Here is a 16,104-nt window from a genome sequence, read left to right on the forward strand (position 1 = left end):
GGCATGGAAGCTGACATCGAGGCCGCCAACCGGGAGCTGGCCGACGCCCGCAGCACCGGCAAGCCGTGCGCGCCGCTTCGGGGCCGGCTGCTGCCGGAGGGCGACGTCGAGGCCGCGTACCGCGTGCAGCAACTCCAGGCGCGGGCCTGGCAGGGCCGCGGCGAACGCCGGATCGGCGCGAAGATCGGGCTGACCTCCCGGGCGGTGCAGGAGACCTTCGGGGTGTTCCAACCGGACTTCGGCATGCTGACCGACGCCATGGCGGTCGGCGACGGGGTCGAGGTGCCCATCGACCGACTGCTCCAGCCTCGGGTCGAGGCGGAAATCGCGTTCGTGCTCGACAAGGATCTCCCGAACCCGCAGCTCACCACCGTCGACCTGATCCGCGCGGTCGACCACGTGCTGCCGGCGATCGAGATCGTCGACTCCCGGATCGCCGCCTGGGACATCTCCATCGTGGACACCGTCGCCGACAACGCCTCCAGCGGGCTCTTCGTGCTCGGCACCACGCCGCGCCGGCTCGCCGACGTGGACCTGCGACTGTGCGGGATGGTGCTGGAGCACGCCGGCGAGCCGGTGTCGGTGGGTGCGGGCGCCGCCTGCCTGGGCAACCCACTGCACGCCCTGCTGTGGCTGGCTGGCACCCTCGCCCGCGCCGGTGACCCGCTGCGTGCCGGGGACGTGGTGCTCTCCGGGGCGCTCGGCCCGATGGTGCCGGTCACCCCCGGCGCCGCGTACGAGGCCCGGATCTCCGGGCTGGGTTCGGTGCGCACCTGCTTCAGCAAGGAGACTTCCGCGTGACCACCGGTATAGCGGTGCTTGGTTCCGGGAACATCGGCACCGACCTGATGATCAAGGTGTTGCGGCTGAGCGACAGCCTGCGCATGGTGGCGATGGCCGGTATCGACCCGGCCTCCGACGGCCTGGCGCGTGCTCGCCGGCTCGGCGTCGCCACCACCGCCGACGGCGTGGACGGGCTCGTCGCGCTGCCCGAGTTCGCCGACGTCGAGTTGGTGTTCGACGCCACCTCGGCCGGCGCGCACCGACGCCACGACGAGGTGCTGCGCGCCCTCGGCCGCACTGTGGTCGACCTGACCCCGGCCGCGATCGGCCCGTACGTGGTGCCGCCGGTCAACCTCGACGAGCACCTGCACCAGCCCAACGTCAACATGGTGACCTGTGGCGGACAGGCGACAGTGCCGATCGTCGCCGCGGTACGCCGGGTCACCCCGGTGGCGTACGGGGAGATCGTCGCCTCGATCGCGTCGAAGTCCGCCGGGCCGGGAACCCGAGCCAACATCGACGAGTTCACCGAGACCACGGCCCGCGCCATCGAGGTGGTGGGCGGTGCCGAGCGGGGCAAGGCGATCATCGTGCTGAACCCGGCGGACCCGCCGCTGCTGATGCGGGACACCGTCTACTGCCTCTGCCCGGACGCCGACGCGGACACCGACGCGATCGCCGCCTCGGTGGCGGACATGGTGGCGACCGTGCAGGAGTACGTCCCCGGTTACCGGCTCAAGCAGGACGTGCAGTTCGACCGGGTCGAGGCGTACCTGCCGACGCTCGGGCGGCGGCTCACCGCTCTTCAGGTGTCGGTCTTCCTGGAGGTCTCCGGCGCCGGGCACTACCTGCCCGCGTACGCCGGGAACCTGGACATCATGACCTCCGCCGCGCTGCGCACCGCGGAGCGGCTGGTCGCCCTGCGTTCCTCGGAGGTGGCCGCGCCATGACCGACCTTTACATCCAGGACGTGACGCTGCGCGACGGCATGCACGCCATCGCCCACCAGTACACAGTCGACCAGGTACGCACCATCGCCGCCGCGTTGGACGCCGCCGGGGTGGCCGCCATCGAGGTGGCGCACGGTGACGGGCTCGCCGGTTCCAGCGTCAACTACGGCCACGGCGCGGCCAGCGATGCCGAGTGGATCTCCGCCGCCGCCGAGGTGCTGACCACGGCGAAGCTGACCACGCTGCTGCTGCCCGGGATCGGCACCATCGCCGACCTGAAGGCGGCGAAGGCGCTCGGGGTGACCAGCGTGCGCATCGCCACCCACTGCACGGAGGCGGACATCTCCGCCCAGCACATCTCGTGGGCCCGGGAGAACGGCATGGACGTCGCCGGGTTCCTGATGATGTCGCACATGAACGATCCGGCCGGGTTGGCCGGGCAGGCCAAGCTGATGGAGTCGTACGGGGCGCACTGCGTCTACGTCACCGACTCCGGCGGTCGGCTGCTGATGTCCGACGTGGCGCAGCGGGTCGACGCGTACCGGCAGGTCCTCGCCCCGGAGACGCAGATCGGCATCCACGCGCACCACAACCTGTCACTCGGGGTCGCCAACAGCGTGCTCGCCGTCGAGCACGGTCGGATCACCGGGTCCGCGCCGGTCGGTCCCGACGCGGTGCACGGTCGGACGGTCCGGGTGGACGCCTCCCTCGCCGGCATGGGCGCGGGCGCCGGCAACGCGCCGCTGGAGGTCTTCGTCGCGGTCGCCGAGCTGCACGGCTGGAAGCACGGCTGTGACGTGTTCGCGCTGATGGACGCGGCCGACGACATCGTCCGCCCGTTGCAGGACCGGCCGGTCCAGGTGGACCGGGAGACGCTCTCCCTGGGGTACGCGGGTGTCTACTCCAGCTTCCTGCGGCACGCCGAGCGGGCCTCCACGAAGTACGGCGTGGACGTCCGGTCGATCCTGGTCGAGCTGGGCCGCCGCCGGATGGTCGGCGGCCAGGAGGACATGATCGTGGACGTGGCCCTCGACCTGGCCGACAAGGAGCAGGCCGTGAGCGCGGGGAGTGAGCCGGGTCCGCGAGCCCCGCAGTCGCGAACGGAAGGTGGCACAGCATGATCGGCGTGGACATCGTCGGGATCGCCGAGAAGCTGGGCGCGGCGGCCGACACGGCCACCGCCATCCCGCAACTCGCCGCCGAGACCGGCCTCGACGTGGACACCGCGTACGCCGTGCAGGCCGCGCTGCTGCAACGTCGGCTGAACGCCGGTGAGCGGTTGGTCGGGTTGAAAATGGGGCTGACCAGCAGGGCGAAGATGGCCCAGGTCGGCGTGGACGAGGTGATCTGGGGGCGGCTCACCAACGCGATGCGGGTGCCCGACGGCGGCGCCGTGGACCCGGCCGCGTACATCCATCCCCGGGTCGAGCCGGAGGTGGCGTTCCTGCTGGACCGGCTGCCCGAGCCGGGCGAGCCGGTCGGCGACTTCGCCACGGCGGTCCGCGCGGTCGCCCCGGCCATCGAATTGATCGACTCCCGGTACGCGGACTTCCGTTTCTCGTTGCCCGACGTGGTCGCTGACAACACCTCGGCCGCCGCCTTCGTGATCGGGCCGTGGTCGCCGGTGCCGGCGGGGCTGGACAACCTGGGCGTGCTGCTGGAGGTCGACGGGCGGGTGGCGCAGGTCGGTTCGACGGCGGCGATCCTCGGTGATCCGCGCCGGGCGCTCGACGAGGGCATCCGGTTGGCGGGCCGGCACGGGGTGCGGCTGGAGTCCGGCTGGGTCTTCCTGGCCGGTGCCGCCACCGCCGCTGTTCCGTTGCGTCCCGGCGCCCACGTCCGCGCCGTCGTCGAGAAGCTCGGCACGGCCTCGCTGCGGGCGTCGTCGTGACCGCCCGGGTGGTGGCCGGGAAGGCCGTCCCGCGGGGGGCTTTTCCGCACGTCAAGGTCGCCGGTGGCTTCGTCTTCGTCTCCGGTACGTCGTCACGGCGCGCGGACAACACCTTCGCCGGTGTCGAGGTGGACGGGTTCGGCACCACCAACCTCGACATCCGGGTGCAGACGCGGGCCGTCATCGAGAACGTGCGGGATCTGCTGCGTTCGGTCGGAGCGGACCTCACCGACCTGGTGCAGGTGACGGCGTACCTGGTCAACATGAACGACTTCGGTGGTTACAACGAGGTGTGGGCCGAGTTCTTCGACGCCTCCGGACCGACCCGTACGACGGTGGCGGTACACCAGTTGCCGCACCCGCACCTGCTGATCGAAATCCAGGCCGTGGCCCTTCTTCCCTCGGGAGGTCAGTCGTGAGTGAGATCGCCGAGCCGTTCAGCTTTCCGGGCTGGATCGCCGACAACCAGCACCTGTTGAAGCCCCCGGTGGGCAACAAGGAGATGTTCCCCGGCGGGGACGACTTCATCGTGATGGTGGTGGGTGGGCCCAACCAGCGCACCGATTTCCACGTGGACCCGTACGAGGAGTTCTTCTACCAGGTCAAGGGCAACATGCACATCAACCTGGTCACCCCGGAAGGGCCGCGCACCGTGCACGTGCGCGAGGGGCAGATGTGGATGTTGCCGCGAAACACCCCGCACTCGCCGCAGCGGCCGGAGGCCGGCTCGATCGGCATGGTCGTCGAGCGGGTCCGTGAGGAGGGCACCCTGGAGACGTTCCAGTGGTACTGCCCGGAGTGCGGCGACAAGGTGCACGAGGTCGAGTTGCAGGTCCGCGACATCGCCGCCGATCTGCCGCCGGTGTTCCAGGCGTTTTACGCCGACGAGTCGGCGCGCACCTGTGCCAACTGCGGCACAGTGCACCCGGGCAAGGGCTGATGCCCGCAGGCGTGGTCGACGTGCACACGCACGTCGTACCGAAGGGTTGGCCGGACCTCGGCGCGGCGTGTGGCGGGTCCGACTGGCCGTGGTTGCGGGTCGACTCCGAGCGCGCCGCCATGATCATGGTGGGGGAGACGGAGTTCCGCCCGGTCGGCGCGGAGTGCTGGGACGCGTCGCGCCGACTGGTCGACATGGACGCCGACGGCGTGGCCGTGCAGGTGGTCTCGCCCACCCCGGTCTTCTTCAGCTACGACCGTCCGGCCGGCCAGGCGGTGAAGGTCGCCCGGATCTTCAACGACCTGACCCTGGAGGTCACCGCGGCCGGGGGTGACCGACTGGTGCCGTTCTGCCAGGTGCCGCTCCAGGACCCGGACGCCGCCTGCGCAGAGCTGGACCGCAGCCTCGCCGCCGGGCACGTCGGCGTGGAGATCGGCAACCACGTCGGCGACCGGGACCTGGACGACGCCGGTGTGGTCACCTTCCTCCAGCACTGCGCCGAGGTGGGCGCACCCGTCTTCGTCCACCCGTGGGACATGCCGGGCGGGCCACGACTGGACCGTTGGATGGCCCGCTGGCTCACCGGGATGCCCGCCGAGACGCACCTGTCGGTGCTGGCGATGATCCTCGGCGGTGTCTTCGACCGGGTGCCCGAGACGCTGCGGATCTGTTTCGCGCACGGCGGCGGCAGTTTCCCGTTCTGGCTCGGCCGCGCCGACAACGCCTGGCACCGCCGTGGCGACCTGGTCCGGGGCGCGTCCGCCGGTCCGCCCAGCAGCTACCTCGACCGGTTCAGTGTCGACTCGGTGGTCTTCGCGCCGCCCGCCCTGCGGCTGCTGGTCGACACCCTGGGGGAGGATCGGGTGCTGGTCGGCAGCGACTACCCGTACCCGCTGGGTGAACGGCCGGCCGGCGCGGTGGTGCACGCGGCCGACTTCCTCAGCGAGGACCAACGCGACAAGCTCCTGTCCACCAACGCCCTGCGCTTCCTGCACGGCTGAGCGCGGCTCACGTCGCCGGCATGCGCAGATCTTGGACACTTTCCGTTCGAACGGCCCGCCAACGTGACGGAAAGTGTCCAAGATCTGCGGCTCGACCACGTCAAGCGTGCGGTGGGCATCCGGTTGGTCCGTTTCCGGTCTCCGGCGCGTGTCGGCTGCGCGAAGGGCCGACTGCCGGCAGGATGGCGTAATGGCCGAGCCGCACGACCTGACCGCGTTGGAACAGGCCGCCGCGATCACCCGCGGCGAGCTGTCCAGCGTCGACCTGGTCGAGCATTCCCTGCGCCGGGTCGCGGCGCTCGGCGACACCGTGGGCGCGTTCGTCACCGTCACACCGGACCTCGCCCGGCAGGCCGCGCGCGCCGCCGACGCGGCGCCTCACGAGGAGCGCGGCCCACTGCACGGCGTGCCGACCGCGATCAAGGACCTGACGCTCACCGCCGGGGTTCGCACCACCTTCGGTTCGGCCGCCTTCGTCGACTTCGTCCCGCCGGTCGACGCCGACGTGGTCCGCTTCATCAAGGCCGCCGGTCTGGTCAGCCTGGGCAAGACGACCACCTCCGAGCTGGGCTGTTCGCTCTACTCCGAGGGCCGGGTCGCGCCGCCGGCCCGCAACCCGTGGCAGTTGGCGTACACGGCGGGCGGTTCCAGCGGCGGCTCGGCGGCGGCGGTCGCGGCCGGGCTCGTCCCGGTCGCCCAGGGATCCGACGGCGGCGGGTCGCTGCGCATCCCGGCGTCGCTCTGCGGCCTGGTCGGCTACAAGCCCAGTCGGGGCCTCGTCTCCGGCGGGCCGATCGGCTCCGGCGCGTTCGGCCTGCCCACCGCCGGCCCGCTCGGACGGACGGTCACCGACGTCGCCGCACTGCTCGACGTCATGGCCGTTCCCGTCCCCGGCGAGCCCTACCTGCCGCCGCCCGCGCCGCCCGGCGGCTACCTGGCCGTCGCGCGCCGGGCCGAGCCCGGCCCGCTGCGGATCGGCCGGTTCACCACGCCGATGCTCGCCGAAGAACCGGTGCATCCCGACTGCGTGGCCGCCGTGGACCGGGCCGCCGCGCTGCTCACGGCGGCCGGCCACGAGGTGGTCGAGGTGCCGCCGCCGCTCGGGCCGGCGGTGTGGCCGCTGTTCGAGACTCTCTGGTACGTGCTGGCGCTCGCCCCGGTGCCACCGCAGCGGGAGGCGGAGCTGCTGCCCTTGACCCGGCTGCTCCGGGCCCGGGGCGCTGAACTCTCCGCCGGCACCCTGACCGCCACCCTCGGGGAGTTGCAGGCGCAGGTGCGCCTCGGTGCCCGCCGCACCGCCGGGTGTGACCTGCTCCTGTGTCCCACCCTGGCCACCCCGCAGGCACCCGTCGGCTGGTTCACCGCCGACGCGGACCCGGCCGCCGACTTCGACCGGCAACGCCGGTTCTCGCCCTACTGCGCCATCTTCAACGTCACCGGCGATCCCTCCGTCTCCCTGCCACTGGGCACCACGACCGACGGACTGCCCGTCGGGGTGCTGCTCACCGGCCGGTACGGCGACGACGCGCGGCTCATAGCTACCGCTGCGCAACTGGAGAACTGCAGTGACGGATGGGATCGGCACCCCGCAATCTGGCGGGCCGTCGACTCCGCTAACGTGAATGGTGACGGAGTCGGGCGGTCGGCAGATTGATCGTCCATCCGACCCGGTTTTTCACTGTCGTCCTTCTTCCGCCTGGGGGCGTTGGGATTGTCTGTTACCGAGACGTTGCTGGTCTTCGTCGGCATCCCGTTGGCCGCGGTGCTGGTCATCGCCGGCCTGTCGTACGCCGGTAGCCACGGTGGTGCCACCGGCGGTGGCGGTGGTGCCAAGCGCTACCGCCCGGGCCGGCCCTTCGACTTCACTCCGGTCTGGTTCCTGGGCCGTCCGGAGCAGCTGGCCGACTCGGCCGGCACCGCGCTGACGGCGGGGGCGCAGGCGCCCGCGCTGACCAGCCACAAGCTTGAGCAGGCCAGCGTCGAGGCGCCGGCCGGTGGAACCGGAGGCGCAAGTGACCGTTGGTGAAAAGCAGGCCGGGTCGGAAAATCCGCCCGAGGTGCTCGACGGGCCGTTCTCGACCCGCCAGCTGCTGCGCATCGACGAGGCGTTGCGCCTGGCCGACAAGGGCACCGGTCTGGTCTTCTCGGTCTTCGTCGGTGGTCTCGACGAGCCGATCCGTGAGCACGCCCAGCGGCTGCACCGTCAGCTCGCCGAGCCCGACAAGTCGGTGCTGATCGCCGTGTCGCCCAACCAGCGCCAGCTGGAGATCATCACCGGGCGGTACGCCCGCAAGCGCATCCCCGACACGTACGCCAAGCTGGCCGCGCTCTCCATGGTCGGCGCGTTCAGCGGCGGTGACCTGGCCGGCGGCATCATCAACGGCCTCGACCAGCTCGCCAGCCACGCCGGCAAGGGCTGAGCCCTTCCTCGTACGACGAAGCCCGGCCCGCTGAACGCGGGCCGGGCTTCGGTGTGTCCGGGGTTGTCTCAGCGGGGCCAGGCGGAGGGATCGAGGCGCTCGAAGCGCCGCCCGTACTTCCGCCACAACAGCGTCCGGGGCCGGCGCGGGCTCAGACCCACGCCGGCCCCGGGCCGGACAACGCTGCTCAGGAGCCCTGGGCGTCCTTCGCGCGGGCCTTCAGCGCCCGCACCACACCGTCGCGGCCCTCGGCCACCAGCCGACGCAGCGGGGCGGGGTGCCCGTCACCGGCCAGCCACGCGTCAGTGGCCGCGACCGTGTCGTCCTCCACCAGATAGGTCGGGTACGCCAACTGGGCGAACTCCTGCGCCGGCTCGCTGTCCCGGGTGGCCCACACCTGCCCGACCGCCGCGAAGTACCGCTCCCGGTACGGGGCAACCAGCTCCACCTGCGCCGGGTGGGCGAACCCCTGCAACAGCGCCCGGTGCCGCCAGTTGGGCAGCGCGTCCGGGCCGGTGAGCAGGGCCCACACGGCGGCCTTGTTCTCGGCCGTCGGCATCAACGCGTGCGCGTACGCGGCTTCCCGCTCGCCGCTGGCCGTTCGGTCGCTGCTCAACTCCGCCTCGATCTCGGCGGTCCCGGCGGCACCGTTGGCCACCAGCGCGGCGAGGACCGACCAGCGCAGCTCGGTGTCGACGGTCAGCCCGGCCGGCATGCCGGTGCCGTCCAGCCAACCGCGTAGCGTGGCCAGGTCTTCCTCGGAGCGGACCGCCGAGGTGAACGCACGGGCCCAGGCCAACTGGAACCCGCTGCCGGGCTCGGCGGCAGCGAGTGCGTCGCGGGCGGTACGGGCCAGGTCGGCCCAGCCGGTCGGCGCCCAGGCCGGGTCGGCGTACAGGGTGAGCGCGGTGGTCGCCTGCCGCAGGGTGGCGGTGACCAGGTTGATGTCGGTCTCCGCGGGCAGCCCGCTCAGCGTCAGCGCCACGTAGTCGCGGGCGGACAGCTCGGCGTCGCGGATCATGTCCCACGCGGCGGTCCAGCAGAGTGCGCGGGCCAGCGACGAGTCGAAGCCACCGATGTGCTGCACCACTGTCGCCATCGAACGCTCGTCGAGGCGCAGCTTGGTGTAGCTGAGGTCGTCGTCGTTGAGCAGCAACACGTCAGCGGCCCGGACGCCACGCAGCGCGGCGAGATCCGTGTGCTCGCCGCTCACGTCCACCTCGTACCGCTCCCGACGGACCAACCGTCCGTCGGTCAGGTCGTACAGGCCCACACCGATCCGGTGGGTCCGCAGCGTCGGGTACGCCGCCGGGGCCTCCTGCCGCACCAGCACCTGCTCGTACGTGCCGTCGGCCCCGATGGTCACCTCCGGACGCAGCGTGTTGACCTGCGCGGTCTCCAACCACTGCGCGGCGAACTTGCGCAGCTCCCGCCCGGATGCGGTCTCCAGCTCGGTCAGCAGGTCGTCGAAGGTGGCGTTGCCCCAGGCGTGCTTGCCGAAGTAGGCCCGCAGCCCGGCCACGAACGGCTCCTCACCCACGTACGCGACGAGCTGCTTGAGCACGCTCGCGCCCTTGGCGTAGGTGATGCCGTCGAAGTTGACCTCGACGGCCTCCATGTCCGGCATCTCGGTGTAGACCGGGTGGGTGGAGGAGAGCTGGTCCTGCCGGTAGCCCCAGTTCTTCCGGATGGACAGGAAGGTCGTCCACGCCTCGCTGAACCGGGTCGCGTTCGTGTTGCACCAGTGGCTGGCCCACTCGGCGAACGACTCGTTCAGCCACAGGTCGTTCCACCAGCGCATGGTGACCAGGTCACCGAACCACATGTGGGCCAGCTCGTGCAGGATCGTGTTGGCCCGCTGCTCGTACTCGAAGTCGGTGACCTGCGAGCGGAACAGGTAGTGCGACTCGGCGTGCGTCACGCAGCCGAAGTTCTCCATCGCGCCGGCGTTGAAGTCGGGCACCCAGAGCTGGTCGTACTTCGGCAGCGGGTAGCGCACGTCGAACTTCTCGTGGAAGAAGTCGAAGCCCTGCTTGGTGATCAGGAAAAGGTCGTCGGAGTCCAGGTACTGGGCCATCGACGCCCGGCAGAAGACCCCCAGGTCGATGCCGTCGTGCGTGTCGCGCACCTCGTGGTAGGGCCCGGCGCACATCGCGGTGATGTAGGTGCTCATCCGGGGCGACTCGGTGAAGTGCAGCGTCTTGAGCGCCTCACCGGCCGGCTCCTCCCGCTGCACGGGCATGTTGGAGATCGCCCGCCAGTGCGCCGGCACTGTGACGTGCCAGGTGTAGACGCTCTTCAGGTCGGGCTGGTCGAAGCAGGCGTACACCCGCTGCGCGTCGGCCGTCTCGAACTGGCTGTAGAGGTACGTCTCGCCGTCCACCGGGTCGACCGTCCGGTGCAGACCCTGACCGCTGTTCGAGTAACCGAAGTCGGCGTCGACCACCAGGACGTTGTCGCTGTCCAACCCGGACAGGGTCAGGCCCTTCTCGGCGGACCAGTCGGAGAGGTCGACGGGCGTGCCGTTCAGCGTCGCGGACCGCACCGACTCGGCGGCCAGCTCGATGAAGGTGTTCGCACCCGGTTCGGAGCAGCGGAACCGGACCTCGGTCGTCGACCGGAACGTGCGGCCGTCGGCCGCCAGCACGGCGCTGGACAGGTCCAGACTGATGTCATACCCCGTCACGTTGAGCAGGCGTGCCCGCTCGGTCGCTTCGACCTGCGTCAGGTTGCGCACTCCCGGCACTGTTCGTCTCCATCCCACATGTCGCCGTACGCCCGGCGGCGCCCGTTCGCCTACCGCTCGTGACGGCTGGCCCGATTCGAGTCTTCCATGTACGGGCAGCCCGCGGTGGCCGAGGTCACGCTCTCATTCGGGTGCCGGTCGATGTGCTGCGGGGTGAAGATTCTCCTGAGACGCCGACCTGTCGGCGCCACCCGTCGCGAAGGGATCTCACAGTGACCGAACGTGTCACCGCCGACATGTGGTTCGACCCGGCCTGCCCGTGGGCCTGGATCACCTCTCGCTGGCTGCTCGAGGTCGAGCAGATCCGGGATGTGGACATCCGCTTCCACGTGATGAGCCTGGCCGTGCTCAACGACGGCCGGGACGAGCTGCCCGAGGAGTACAAGGAGTTCCTGAAGACCGCGTGGGGCCCGGTGCGGGTCTGCATCGCCGCCGAGCAGCTGCACGGCAACGACGTGCTGCGCCCGCTCTACACCGCGCTCGGCACCCGGATCCACCTCCAGAAGCAGGAGCGGGGTCCGGAGCTGTACGTGGCCGCGCTCACCGAGGCCGGCCTCGACCCGGCACTGGCCGCGGCCGCCGACAGCACCGACTACGACGAGGCACTGCGGGCCAGCCACGAGGCGGGCATGCGCCCGGTCGGGCAGGACGTGGGCACTCCCGTCGTGCACGCTCCCGGCCCGGACGGCACCCCGGTCGCGTTCTTCGGCCCGGTGATCACCCCGGCTCCGAAGGGGGAGGCCGCCGGCCGGCTGTGGGACGGCGTGCTGCTGGTCGCCGGCACCCCGGGCTTCTACGAGCTCAAGCGCACCCGCGAGCAGAGCCCGATCTTCGACTGAGCGACGACCACCGCGCCCCCGTCCGTGCTTCGTCAGTCGCGCGGACGGGGGCGTTTCTCGTCCTCCGCCGAGGTCGGCGGTGGGTCGTGGCGTCACCGGGAGGCGGGCGGCGTCGTTTCCCTCGGTGTCCGCCGCAGCGACCCGAAGGGCCGCACGCCGCAGTTCGTGGAGGCAAATCCCGATGGCCAAGCACCGTGCGTCCGGTGACGATCAGCTGACCCGGCAGGGGGTGATCGAGACTCCCGGCGCGGATTACTGGTCCGTTGACGACTCCCGCTGGCCGACGGTCCGCCCGGACCTGCCCGCCCACCTGGTGGATCTCCTCGCGCCGCCCATCGTGGTGGGCGTGGCGCGGGTCCCGGTGACCTCCCGGCTCACCCCGCCCAGGCCGGTCGACCCACTGCCGTCGTCAGTCGACGCGGTGCCGACCAGCGCGCCGGCGCTGGTGCCGTCGGGGGCGGCCCCGGCCGAACCGGCTCCTCCGCCGCCGGCACCGGCTCCTCCGCGCCCGGTGCCGACGCCGCCGCTGAACCCTCGGCCCGTTCCCACGCCTCCTCCCGACCGTCCGGTGCCGGGCCCGCCCGCGTCGCCCCGCCGCGCCCTGAACAGCGGGCCGATCGGGACCGGTCGGCGTGGCAACGGTGGGCCGGTGAGCGCGGGCAGGCACCGCCGGGGCACCTCCGACCGCGCCGGCTGACCAGCCGGGCCCTTCCGGGCGCTTTCATCTGGTGGACGCACCGCGGGTCCCCGTCGGCGGCGACACCGTCGCCGGTAGCGTCAGTGGGCATGACGGTCGTGCATCCGATCACCCGGGCCTGGGTCACCACTGGCGGCACCGGCGCGCAAAACTACGACGAGTTCGCCGACGACGCGGAGATCACCGCGATCATCGGGTCGAACCCGCACAGCGCTCTCGGCATCGAAATGCCGCATCGCGCCCCGCAGAGCCTGGGCAAGTCGTTCCTCGACGCGCTGCCGGACGCGGTGGCCCGCCTCGCCGAGGCCAAGGCCGACGGCAGTTACACCCCCGCCGAGCAGGTGGTGGTGCTCTACCGGATCAGCGCGCCCGGCGAGGAGCCGGCGTACGGGCTGTTCGCGATGGTGGACACCGACCAGATCTCCACCCGGGCAGACGAGCCGGGCCTGGTCATCCGCAACGAGGACGTCTTCATCGCCAAGGTGCGCGAGCGGGTGGCGCTGGCCGACGCGCTGGGGCACCTGCTCTCACCCGTACTCCTGCTCCAGACCGGGCGTGGCGACGAACTGCACGCCGCGCTCGCGGCGGCGACCGACACGGCCGGCGCGCCCGCCGCGACGGACACCGACCAGGCGGGGCGCACGCACGCCATCTGGCTGCTCGGCCCCGGCCCGGAGCAGGCCACGCTCACGGCTCTCGCCGGTGGCGGGGACCTGGTCGTCGCGGACGGCAACCACCGCAGCCTGGCCGCCCAGACCGGTGGGCTGCCGCGCTTCCTGGCCGTGGTCACCACCCCCGCGTCGGTGGCCATCCAGCCGTACAACCGGCTGGTCAGCGAGCTGACCACCACCCCGGCCGAGCTGCTCGACCGGCTGCGGGCCGCGGGCGCCGCTGTCGAGCCGATCGACGGCCCGGTCGAGGTCCCGGCGGCCGGCGGCACCGTGCACCTCCGCCTCGACGGCCAGGGGTACGCGGTGCGCCTGCCCGCCACCGCCTCCGCCCGCCTGGAAAACCTGGATCACGCTCTGGTCGAGCGGTTGGTGCTGCGTGACGCGCTCGGTCTGGACCCGGGCGACAAGCGAATCACCTACGTCGGGGGCGACTACCCGGCGAGCTGGCTCACCGGTGAGGTCGACGCCGACCGGGCCGAGTTGGCCATCCTGATCGCGCCGGTGACAGTGGCGGATTTCGTCGCTGTCAACCTGGCCAGGGAGAAGATGCCCCGCAAGAGCACCTGGTTCACCCCGAAGGCGCGCGGCGGCCTGGTCGTCGCCGAGCTGCCGCGTTGAGCGTCATCCCCACGACCGTGTGACGAACCCGGCTCGGGGACGCCGCCCGTGTGACGTCCCCGAGCGCGGCCTGACAGACTGCCCGGTATGCGCGTCTACCTGGGATCCGATCACGCCGGTTTCGAGTTGAAGGTGCACCTGGCCAGCCACCTGGCCATGCAGGGCTACGACGTGGTCGACGTCGGCCCGCACAGCTACGACCCGGACGACGACTACCCCACGTTCTGCCTGCACACGGGCGACCAGGTGGTGGCCGACGAGACGGGCCTCGGAGTGGTCATCGGTGGCTCCGGCAACGGTGAGCAGATCGCCGCGAACAAGGTCGCCGGCGTCCGCGCCGCGCTGGCCTGGAGCGTCGAGACAGCTCAGCTGGCCCGCCAGCACAACGACGCCAACGTGGTCGCCGTCGGTGCCCGCCAGCACACGCTGGACGAGGCGACCGCCATCGTCGAGGCGTTCCTGAACACGCCGTTCTCCGGCAACGAGCGGCACGCTCGTCGGATCACCCAGGTGGCCGAGTACGAGCGGACCCGGAAGCTGCCCGACCTGCCCTGACCGTGCGGCGCTCAGCGCGGCGAGCGGGGCAGCTCCTCGCGGGGCACCCAGTTTCGCCGGACGACCACCACCCGGGCTTCCGCCTCGGCCAGGTCGTCGTCGGTGGGGCGGGCCGCGTCCCGGGCCCGTAGCGCGGCGCTCAGTCCCACCTGGGACGAGCCGGAACCGACCAACCCGCGCAGCCCCCGCTCGCCGTCGCGCTCGTCGCCGCCCGTGCTCCTGCGTCGCGGCGGCGGCTCGTCACCGTCGTGCACGCCCGGCGTGCTGACCGTCGGGCCGTCCGCACCCGGTCTGGCCGTTTCGGTGTCGGCGTGGTGGCGCAGCCGTCGCCGTCGTCGGTCGGGGTCACCCATCAGCCGACCGTACCCTGGCCCGGTTGGATCCGGCACCGTCGCGGGGCCGCGCGCCCCGGCCGGGGTCGGCGACCGATTTGCCGGCTGGCTACCCTCGAATCAAGGCGGTGCTGTTGCCGTCGGTCAGGGGGAGGACGAGATGGCAGACCAGACGCAGCCGTGGGCGGAGCGGACCGTGGAGGTGCCACCGCAGGCCGGCGTCGGGGTGCCGCCGCAGCGTGACGGGTTCCGCCGGGGGGTCGCTCCGGTGGGCGAGCGACGCACCCCGCGGACGGAGCCGTTCCCGGTGGTCGAGCAGGAGCCGACCGGCACCGGTTGGCCCGGTGGCCCGGTGCCCCGCCGCTCGCTCAGCTCGCGGATGGCGCAGCTGCGGCGCGGCGGTGAGTGGAGCGCTGCGGCAGGCCTCTTCGCGTTCGTGTGTTGGGGGATCTGGGCGCTGTCCGGCCAGGGTGACCTGAGCGGCCCGCTGTTGGTGCTGGTGCTCAGCCTGCTGGTGGCGGCCGGCCTGTTCGCCCTGTTCCGGCTGGTCGGCCGGGTGGTGCTCGAGCGGCAGCTGGGCCGGGTCCGGCGCAGCGCCAGAGGTGCGCACCTGGCGACGGCGGTGTTCCTCGTCGGCCTCGGGGTGGCGTGGCTCCAGCAGACCGAGTGGGTCGTCTCGGCCTGGAACTGGATTTCCTCGAACTGACCGGGCGTGCACGGGCGGGCCGGTCCAGGACCCGCCCACCCGTGCACCCGGTCGTCTCCCCACCAGGCAAGGTCGCTGCTTACCCGGCCGGCCGCGGTTCATCCGTGGCCGGCCGCTCCGACCGGTACTCCTTCGTGGGCTTGCGTGATCCCCGATGTCGTGGAGCCGTTCGCTCAGTGCCGGGGTTTGTGCGCCCGGACCAGGATGCGCTGGGCGTGGGCCACGAACGGCCCGTGGCGACGGATGTGGTCGTGCAGATCGGCGAGCCGGGCCCGGTAGCGGTCCACGGTGAAGTCCGGCACCGTCCAGATGACTTTGCGGAGGAAGTGCACCACCGCTGCCACGTCGTTGAAGGTGGTCGGCAGCGCCTCGTGCCGCAGCTCGTCGATGACCAGGCCGGCGGCTCGCGCGTCGGCGGCGGCGCGGGCCGGGCTGCGTTCGTCACTGATCTCGCGGGGACCGGTGAGGAACTGGGCCAGCTCCCGATTGGACCCGGGGCCGATCTGCTGGGCCAGGTACCGCCCGCCGGGAGTGAGCACCCGTGCGATCTCGTCCCAGAGCACGACGTTGGGATGCCGGCTCACCACCAGGTCGAACGTCTCGTCGGGAAACGGGAGCGGAGCGTCCTCGGCAACGTCGACCACCCGTACGCCGCGCGGTTCGAGCGCGCGTCGGGCCAGTTGGAGGTTGGGCGGCCAGTGTTCGGTGGCCACTGTCAACGGGGGGAATGCCGGCACCTCGGAGAGCACCTCGCCGCCGCCGGTCTGGATGTCCAGCGCGGCGTGGGCAACCCTCATCTGGGCTGACATGAGTTTCAAATATCCCCAGGACGGCCGCTGTTCTGTCGCGCGGCCGTCGAACCAGGAGAAGTCCCAACCGTCCACGGACGCGTCGACGCCTTCTCGGAGCAGATCCTGGAAGGTCGCCGTGTCCTGCATTGCGTCAGGCTGACAGG

Annotated in this window: 18 protein-coding genes; 15 read left to right on the forward strand and 3 right to left on the reverse strand. The window is 71.8% G+C overall.

Features of this window, described 5'->3' with window-relative positions:
- Positions 1-3: 3 nt before the first annotated feature.
- The 10 genes from ACGF3C_RS10665 (at position 4) to ACGF3C_RS10710 (ending at position 7,985) form a co-directional block, all read left to right on the forward strand.
- Complete coding sequence (locus tag ACGF3C_RS10665; protein WP_393220664.1) at positions 4-801, forward strand: 2-keto-4-pentenoate hydratase; 798 nt, start codon at positions 4-6, stop codon at positions 799-801.
- Positions 798-1,733 carry an acetaldehyde dehydrogenase (acetylating) gene (locus ACGF3C_RS10670; RefSeq protein WP_355008903.1) on the forward strand — a complete coding sequence of 312 codons (936 nt, stop codon included), beginning with the start codon at positions 798-800 and terminating at the stop codon, positions 1,731-1,733. The genes ACGF3C_RS10665 and ACGF3C_RS10670 overlap by 4 nt, the downstream gene beginning before the upstream one ends.
- Positions 1,730-2,854, forward strand: a complete 1,125-nt coding sequence (dmpG, locus tag ACGF3C_RS10675) for a 4-hydroxy-2-oxovalerate aldolase (RefSeq protein WP_357229481.1) — start codon at positions 1,730-1,732, stop codon at positions 2,852-2,854. The genes ACGF3C_RS10670 and dmpG overlap by 4 nt, the downstream gene beginning before the upstream one ends.
- Entirely contained in the window at positions 2,851-3,624 is a 774-nt protein-coding gene (locus ACGF3C_RS10680; protein WP_350858818.1) for a fumarylacetoacetate hydrolase family protein, read from the forward strand. The genes dmpG and ACGF3C_RS10680 overlap by 4 nt, the downstream gene beginning before the upstream one ends.
- Positions 3,621-4,043, forward strand: a complete 423-nt coding sequence (locus ACGF3C_RS10685; RefSeq protein WP_238669047.1) for a RidA family protein — start codon at positions 3,621-3,623, stop codon at positions 4,041-4,043. Before ACGF3C_RS10680 ends, ACGF3C_RS10685 begins: the two co-directional genes overlap by 4 nt.
- Positions 4,040-4,564 (forward strand): 3-hydroxyanthranilate 3,4-dioxygenase, encoded by a 525-nt coding sequence (locus tag ACGF3C_RS10690; protein ID WP_357229475.1) that lies wholly within the window; start codon positions 4,040-4,042, stop codon positions 4,562-4,564. The genes ACGF3C_RS10685 and ACGF3C_RS10690 overlap by 4 nt, the downstream gene beginning before the upstream one ends.
- Positions 4,564-5,565, forward strand: a complete 1,002-nt coding sequence (locus tag ACGF3C_RS10695; RefSeq protein WP_393220670.1) for an amidohydrolase family protein — start codon at positions 4,564-4,566, stop codon at positions 5,563-5,565. Before ACGF3C_RS10690 ends, ACGF3C_RS10695 begins: the two co-directional genes overlap by 1 nt.
- A gap of 190 nt (positions 5,566-5,755) precedes the next feature.
- Positions 5,756-7,219 (forward strand): amidase, encoded by a 1,464-nt coding sequence (locus ACGF3C_RS10700; protein WP_357229470.1) that lies wholly within the window; start codon positions 5,756-5,758, stop codon positions 7,217-7,219.
- A gap of 75 nt (positions 7,220-7,294) precedes the next feature.
- On the forward strand, positions 7,295-7,591 hold the full coding sequence (locus ACGF3C_RS10705; RefSeq protein ID WP_196930456.1) for a hypothetical protein: 297 nt from the start codon (positions 7,295-7,297) through the stop codon (positions 7,589-7,591).
- A complete protein-coding gene (locus ACGF3C_RS10710; RefSeq protein WP_124856680.1) occupies positions 7,578-7,985 on the forward strand; it encodes a DUF5130 family protein in 408 nt (135 codons plus the stop codon). The genes ACGF3C_RS10705 and ACGF3C_RS10710 overlap by 14 nt, the downstream gene beginning before the upstream one ends.
- A gap of 187 nt (positions 7,986-8,172) precedes the next feature.
- Here ACGF3C_RS10710 and pepN read toward each other — a convergent pair whose 3' ends face one another.
- On the reverse strand, positions 8,173-10,722 hold the full coding sequence (pepN, locus tag ACGF3C_RS10715; protein WP_393220675.1) for an aminopeptidase N: 2,550 nt from the start codon (positions 10,720-10,722) through the stop codon (positions 8,173-8,175).
- Positions 10,723-10,943: 221 nt separating this feature from the next.
- On the opposite strand from pepN, the gene ACGF3C_RS10720 reads away from it, so the two are divergent.
- From ACGF3C_RS10720 to ACGF3C_RS10735, 4 genes are all read left to right on the forward strand, one after another.
- The gene (locus tag ACGF3C_RS10720; protein ID WP_091405414.1) at positions 10,944-11,570 is read left to right on the forward strand and encodes a DsbA family protein; all 627 of its coding nucleotides are present in this window, start codon (positions 10,944-10,946) and stop codon (positions 11,568-11,570) included.
- A 181-nt stretch (positions 11,571-11,751) separates the two neighbouring features.
- Positions 11,752-12,267 (forward strand): hypothetical protein, encoded by a 516-nt coding sequence (locus tag ACGF3C_RS10725; protein WP_357233889.1) that lies wholly within the window; start codon positions 11,752-11,754, stop codon positions 12,265-12,267.
- A gap of 89 nt (positions 12,268-12,356) precedes the next feature.
- Positions 12,357-13,556 (forward strand): DUF1015 family protein, encoded by a 1,200-nt coding sequence (locus tag ACGF3C_RS10730; protein ID WP_393220680.1) that lies wholly within the window; start codon positions 12,357-12,359, stop codon positions 13,554-13,556.
- Between the two features lie 87 nt (positions 13,557-13,643).
- Entirely contained in the window at positions 13,644-14,111 is a 468-nt protein-coding gene (locus tag ACGF3C_RS10735; protein ID WP_357233885.1) for a ribose-5-phosphate isomerase, read from the forward strand.
- A gap of 11 nt (positions 14,112-14,122) precedes the next feature.
- Here ACGF3C_RS10735 and ACGF3C_RS10740 read toward each other — a convergent pair whose 3' ends face one another.
- A complete protein-coding gene (locus ACGF3C_RS10740; RefSeq protein WP_091405403.1) occupies positions 14,123-14,464 on the reverse strand; it encodes a hypothetical protein in 342 nt (113 codons plus the stop codon).
- Positions 14,465-14,603: 139 nt separating this feature from the next.
- Here ACGF3C_RS10740 and ACGF3C_RS10745 point away from each other — a divergent pair, with 139 nt between their 5' ends.
- Positions 14,604-15,149: a hypothetical protein gene (locus ACGF3C_RS10745; RefSeq protein ID WP_357233883.1), complete on the forward strand. Its 546-nt coding sequence runs from the start codon at positions 14,604-14,606 to the stop codon at positions 15,147-15,149.
- Between the two features lie 173 nt (positions 15,150-15,322).
- Here ACGF3C_RS10745 and ACGF3C_RS10750 read toward each other — a convergent pair whose 3' ends face one another.
- Positions 15,323-16,087, reverse strand: coding sequence for a class I SAM-dependent methyltransferase (locus ACGF3C_RS10750; protein ID WP_357234237.1), 765 nt, complete (start codon positions 16,085-16,087; stop codon positions 15,323-15,325).
- Positions 16,088-16,104 lie beyond the last annotated feature (17 nt).

This window comes from Micromonospora sp. NPDC047762, assembly GCF_043204655.1.
Classification (GTDB): Bacteria; Actinomycetota; Actinomycetes; order Mycobacteriales; family Micromonosporaceae; genus Micromonospora.

Excerpts from the sequence above, each read along its gene's own strand:
- ACGF3C_RS10730 (WP_393220680.1), top strand. The coding sequence starts at position 12,357 with ATGACGGTCGTGCATCCGATCACCCGGGCCTGGGTCACCACTGGCGGC.
- dmpG (WP_357229481.1), top strand. The coding sequence starts at position 1,730 with ATGACCGACCTTTACATCCAGGACGTGACGCTGCGCGACGGCATGCAC.
- ACGF3C_RS10735 (WP_357233885.1), top strand. The coding sequence starts at position 13,644 with ATGCGCGTCTACCTGGGATCCGATCACGCCGGTTTCGAGTTGAAGGTG.
- ACGF3C_RS10750 (WP_357234237.1), bottom strand. The coding sequence starts at position 16,087 with ATGCAGGACACGGCGACCTTCCAGGATCTGCTCCGAGAAGGCGTCGAC.
- ACGF3C_RS10740 (WP_091405403.1), bottom strand. The coding sequence starts at position 14,464 with ATGGGTGACCCCGACCGACGACGGCGACGGCTGCGCCACCACGCCGAC.
- ACGF3C_RS10700 (WP_357229470.1), top strand. The coding sequence starts at position 5,756 with ATGGCCGAGCCGCACGACCTGACCGCGTTGGAACAGGCCGCCGCGATC.
- ACGF3C_RS10745 (WP_357233883.1), top strand. The coding sequence starts at position 14,604 with ATGGCAGACCAGACGCAGCCGTGGGCGGAGCGGACCGTGGAGGTGCCA.
- ACGF3C_RS10725 (WP_357233889.1), top strand. The coding sequence starts at position 11,752 with ATGGCCAAGCACCGTGCGTCCGGTGACGATCAGCTGACCCGGCAGGGG.
- ACGF3C_RS10695 (WP_393220670.1), top strand. The coding sequence starts at position 4,564 with ATGCCCGCAGGCGTGGTCGACGTGCACACGCACGTCGTACCGAAGGGT.
- ACGF3C_RS10665 (WP_393220664.1), top strand. The coding sequence starts at position 4 with ATGGAAGCTGACATCGAGGCCGCCAACCGGGAGCTGGCCGACGCCCGC.
- ACGF3C_RS10680 (WP_350858818.1), top strand. The coding sequence starts at position 2,851 with ATGATCGGCGTGGACATCGTCGGGATCGCCGAGAAGCTGGGCGCGGCG.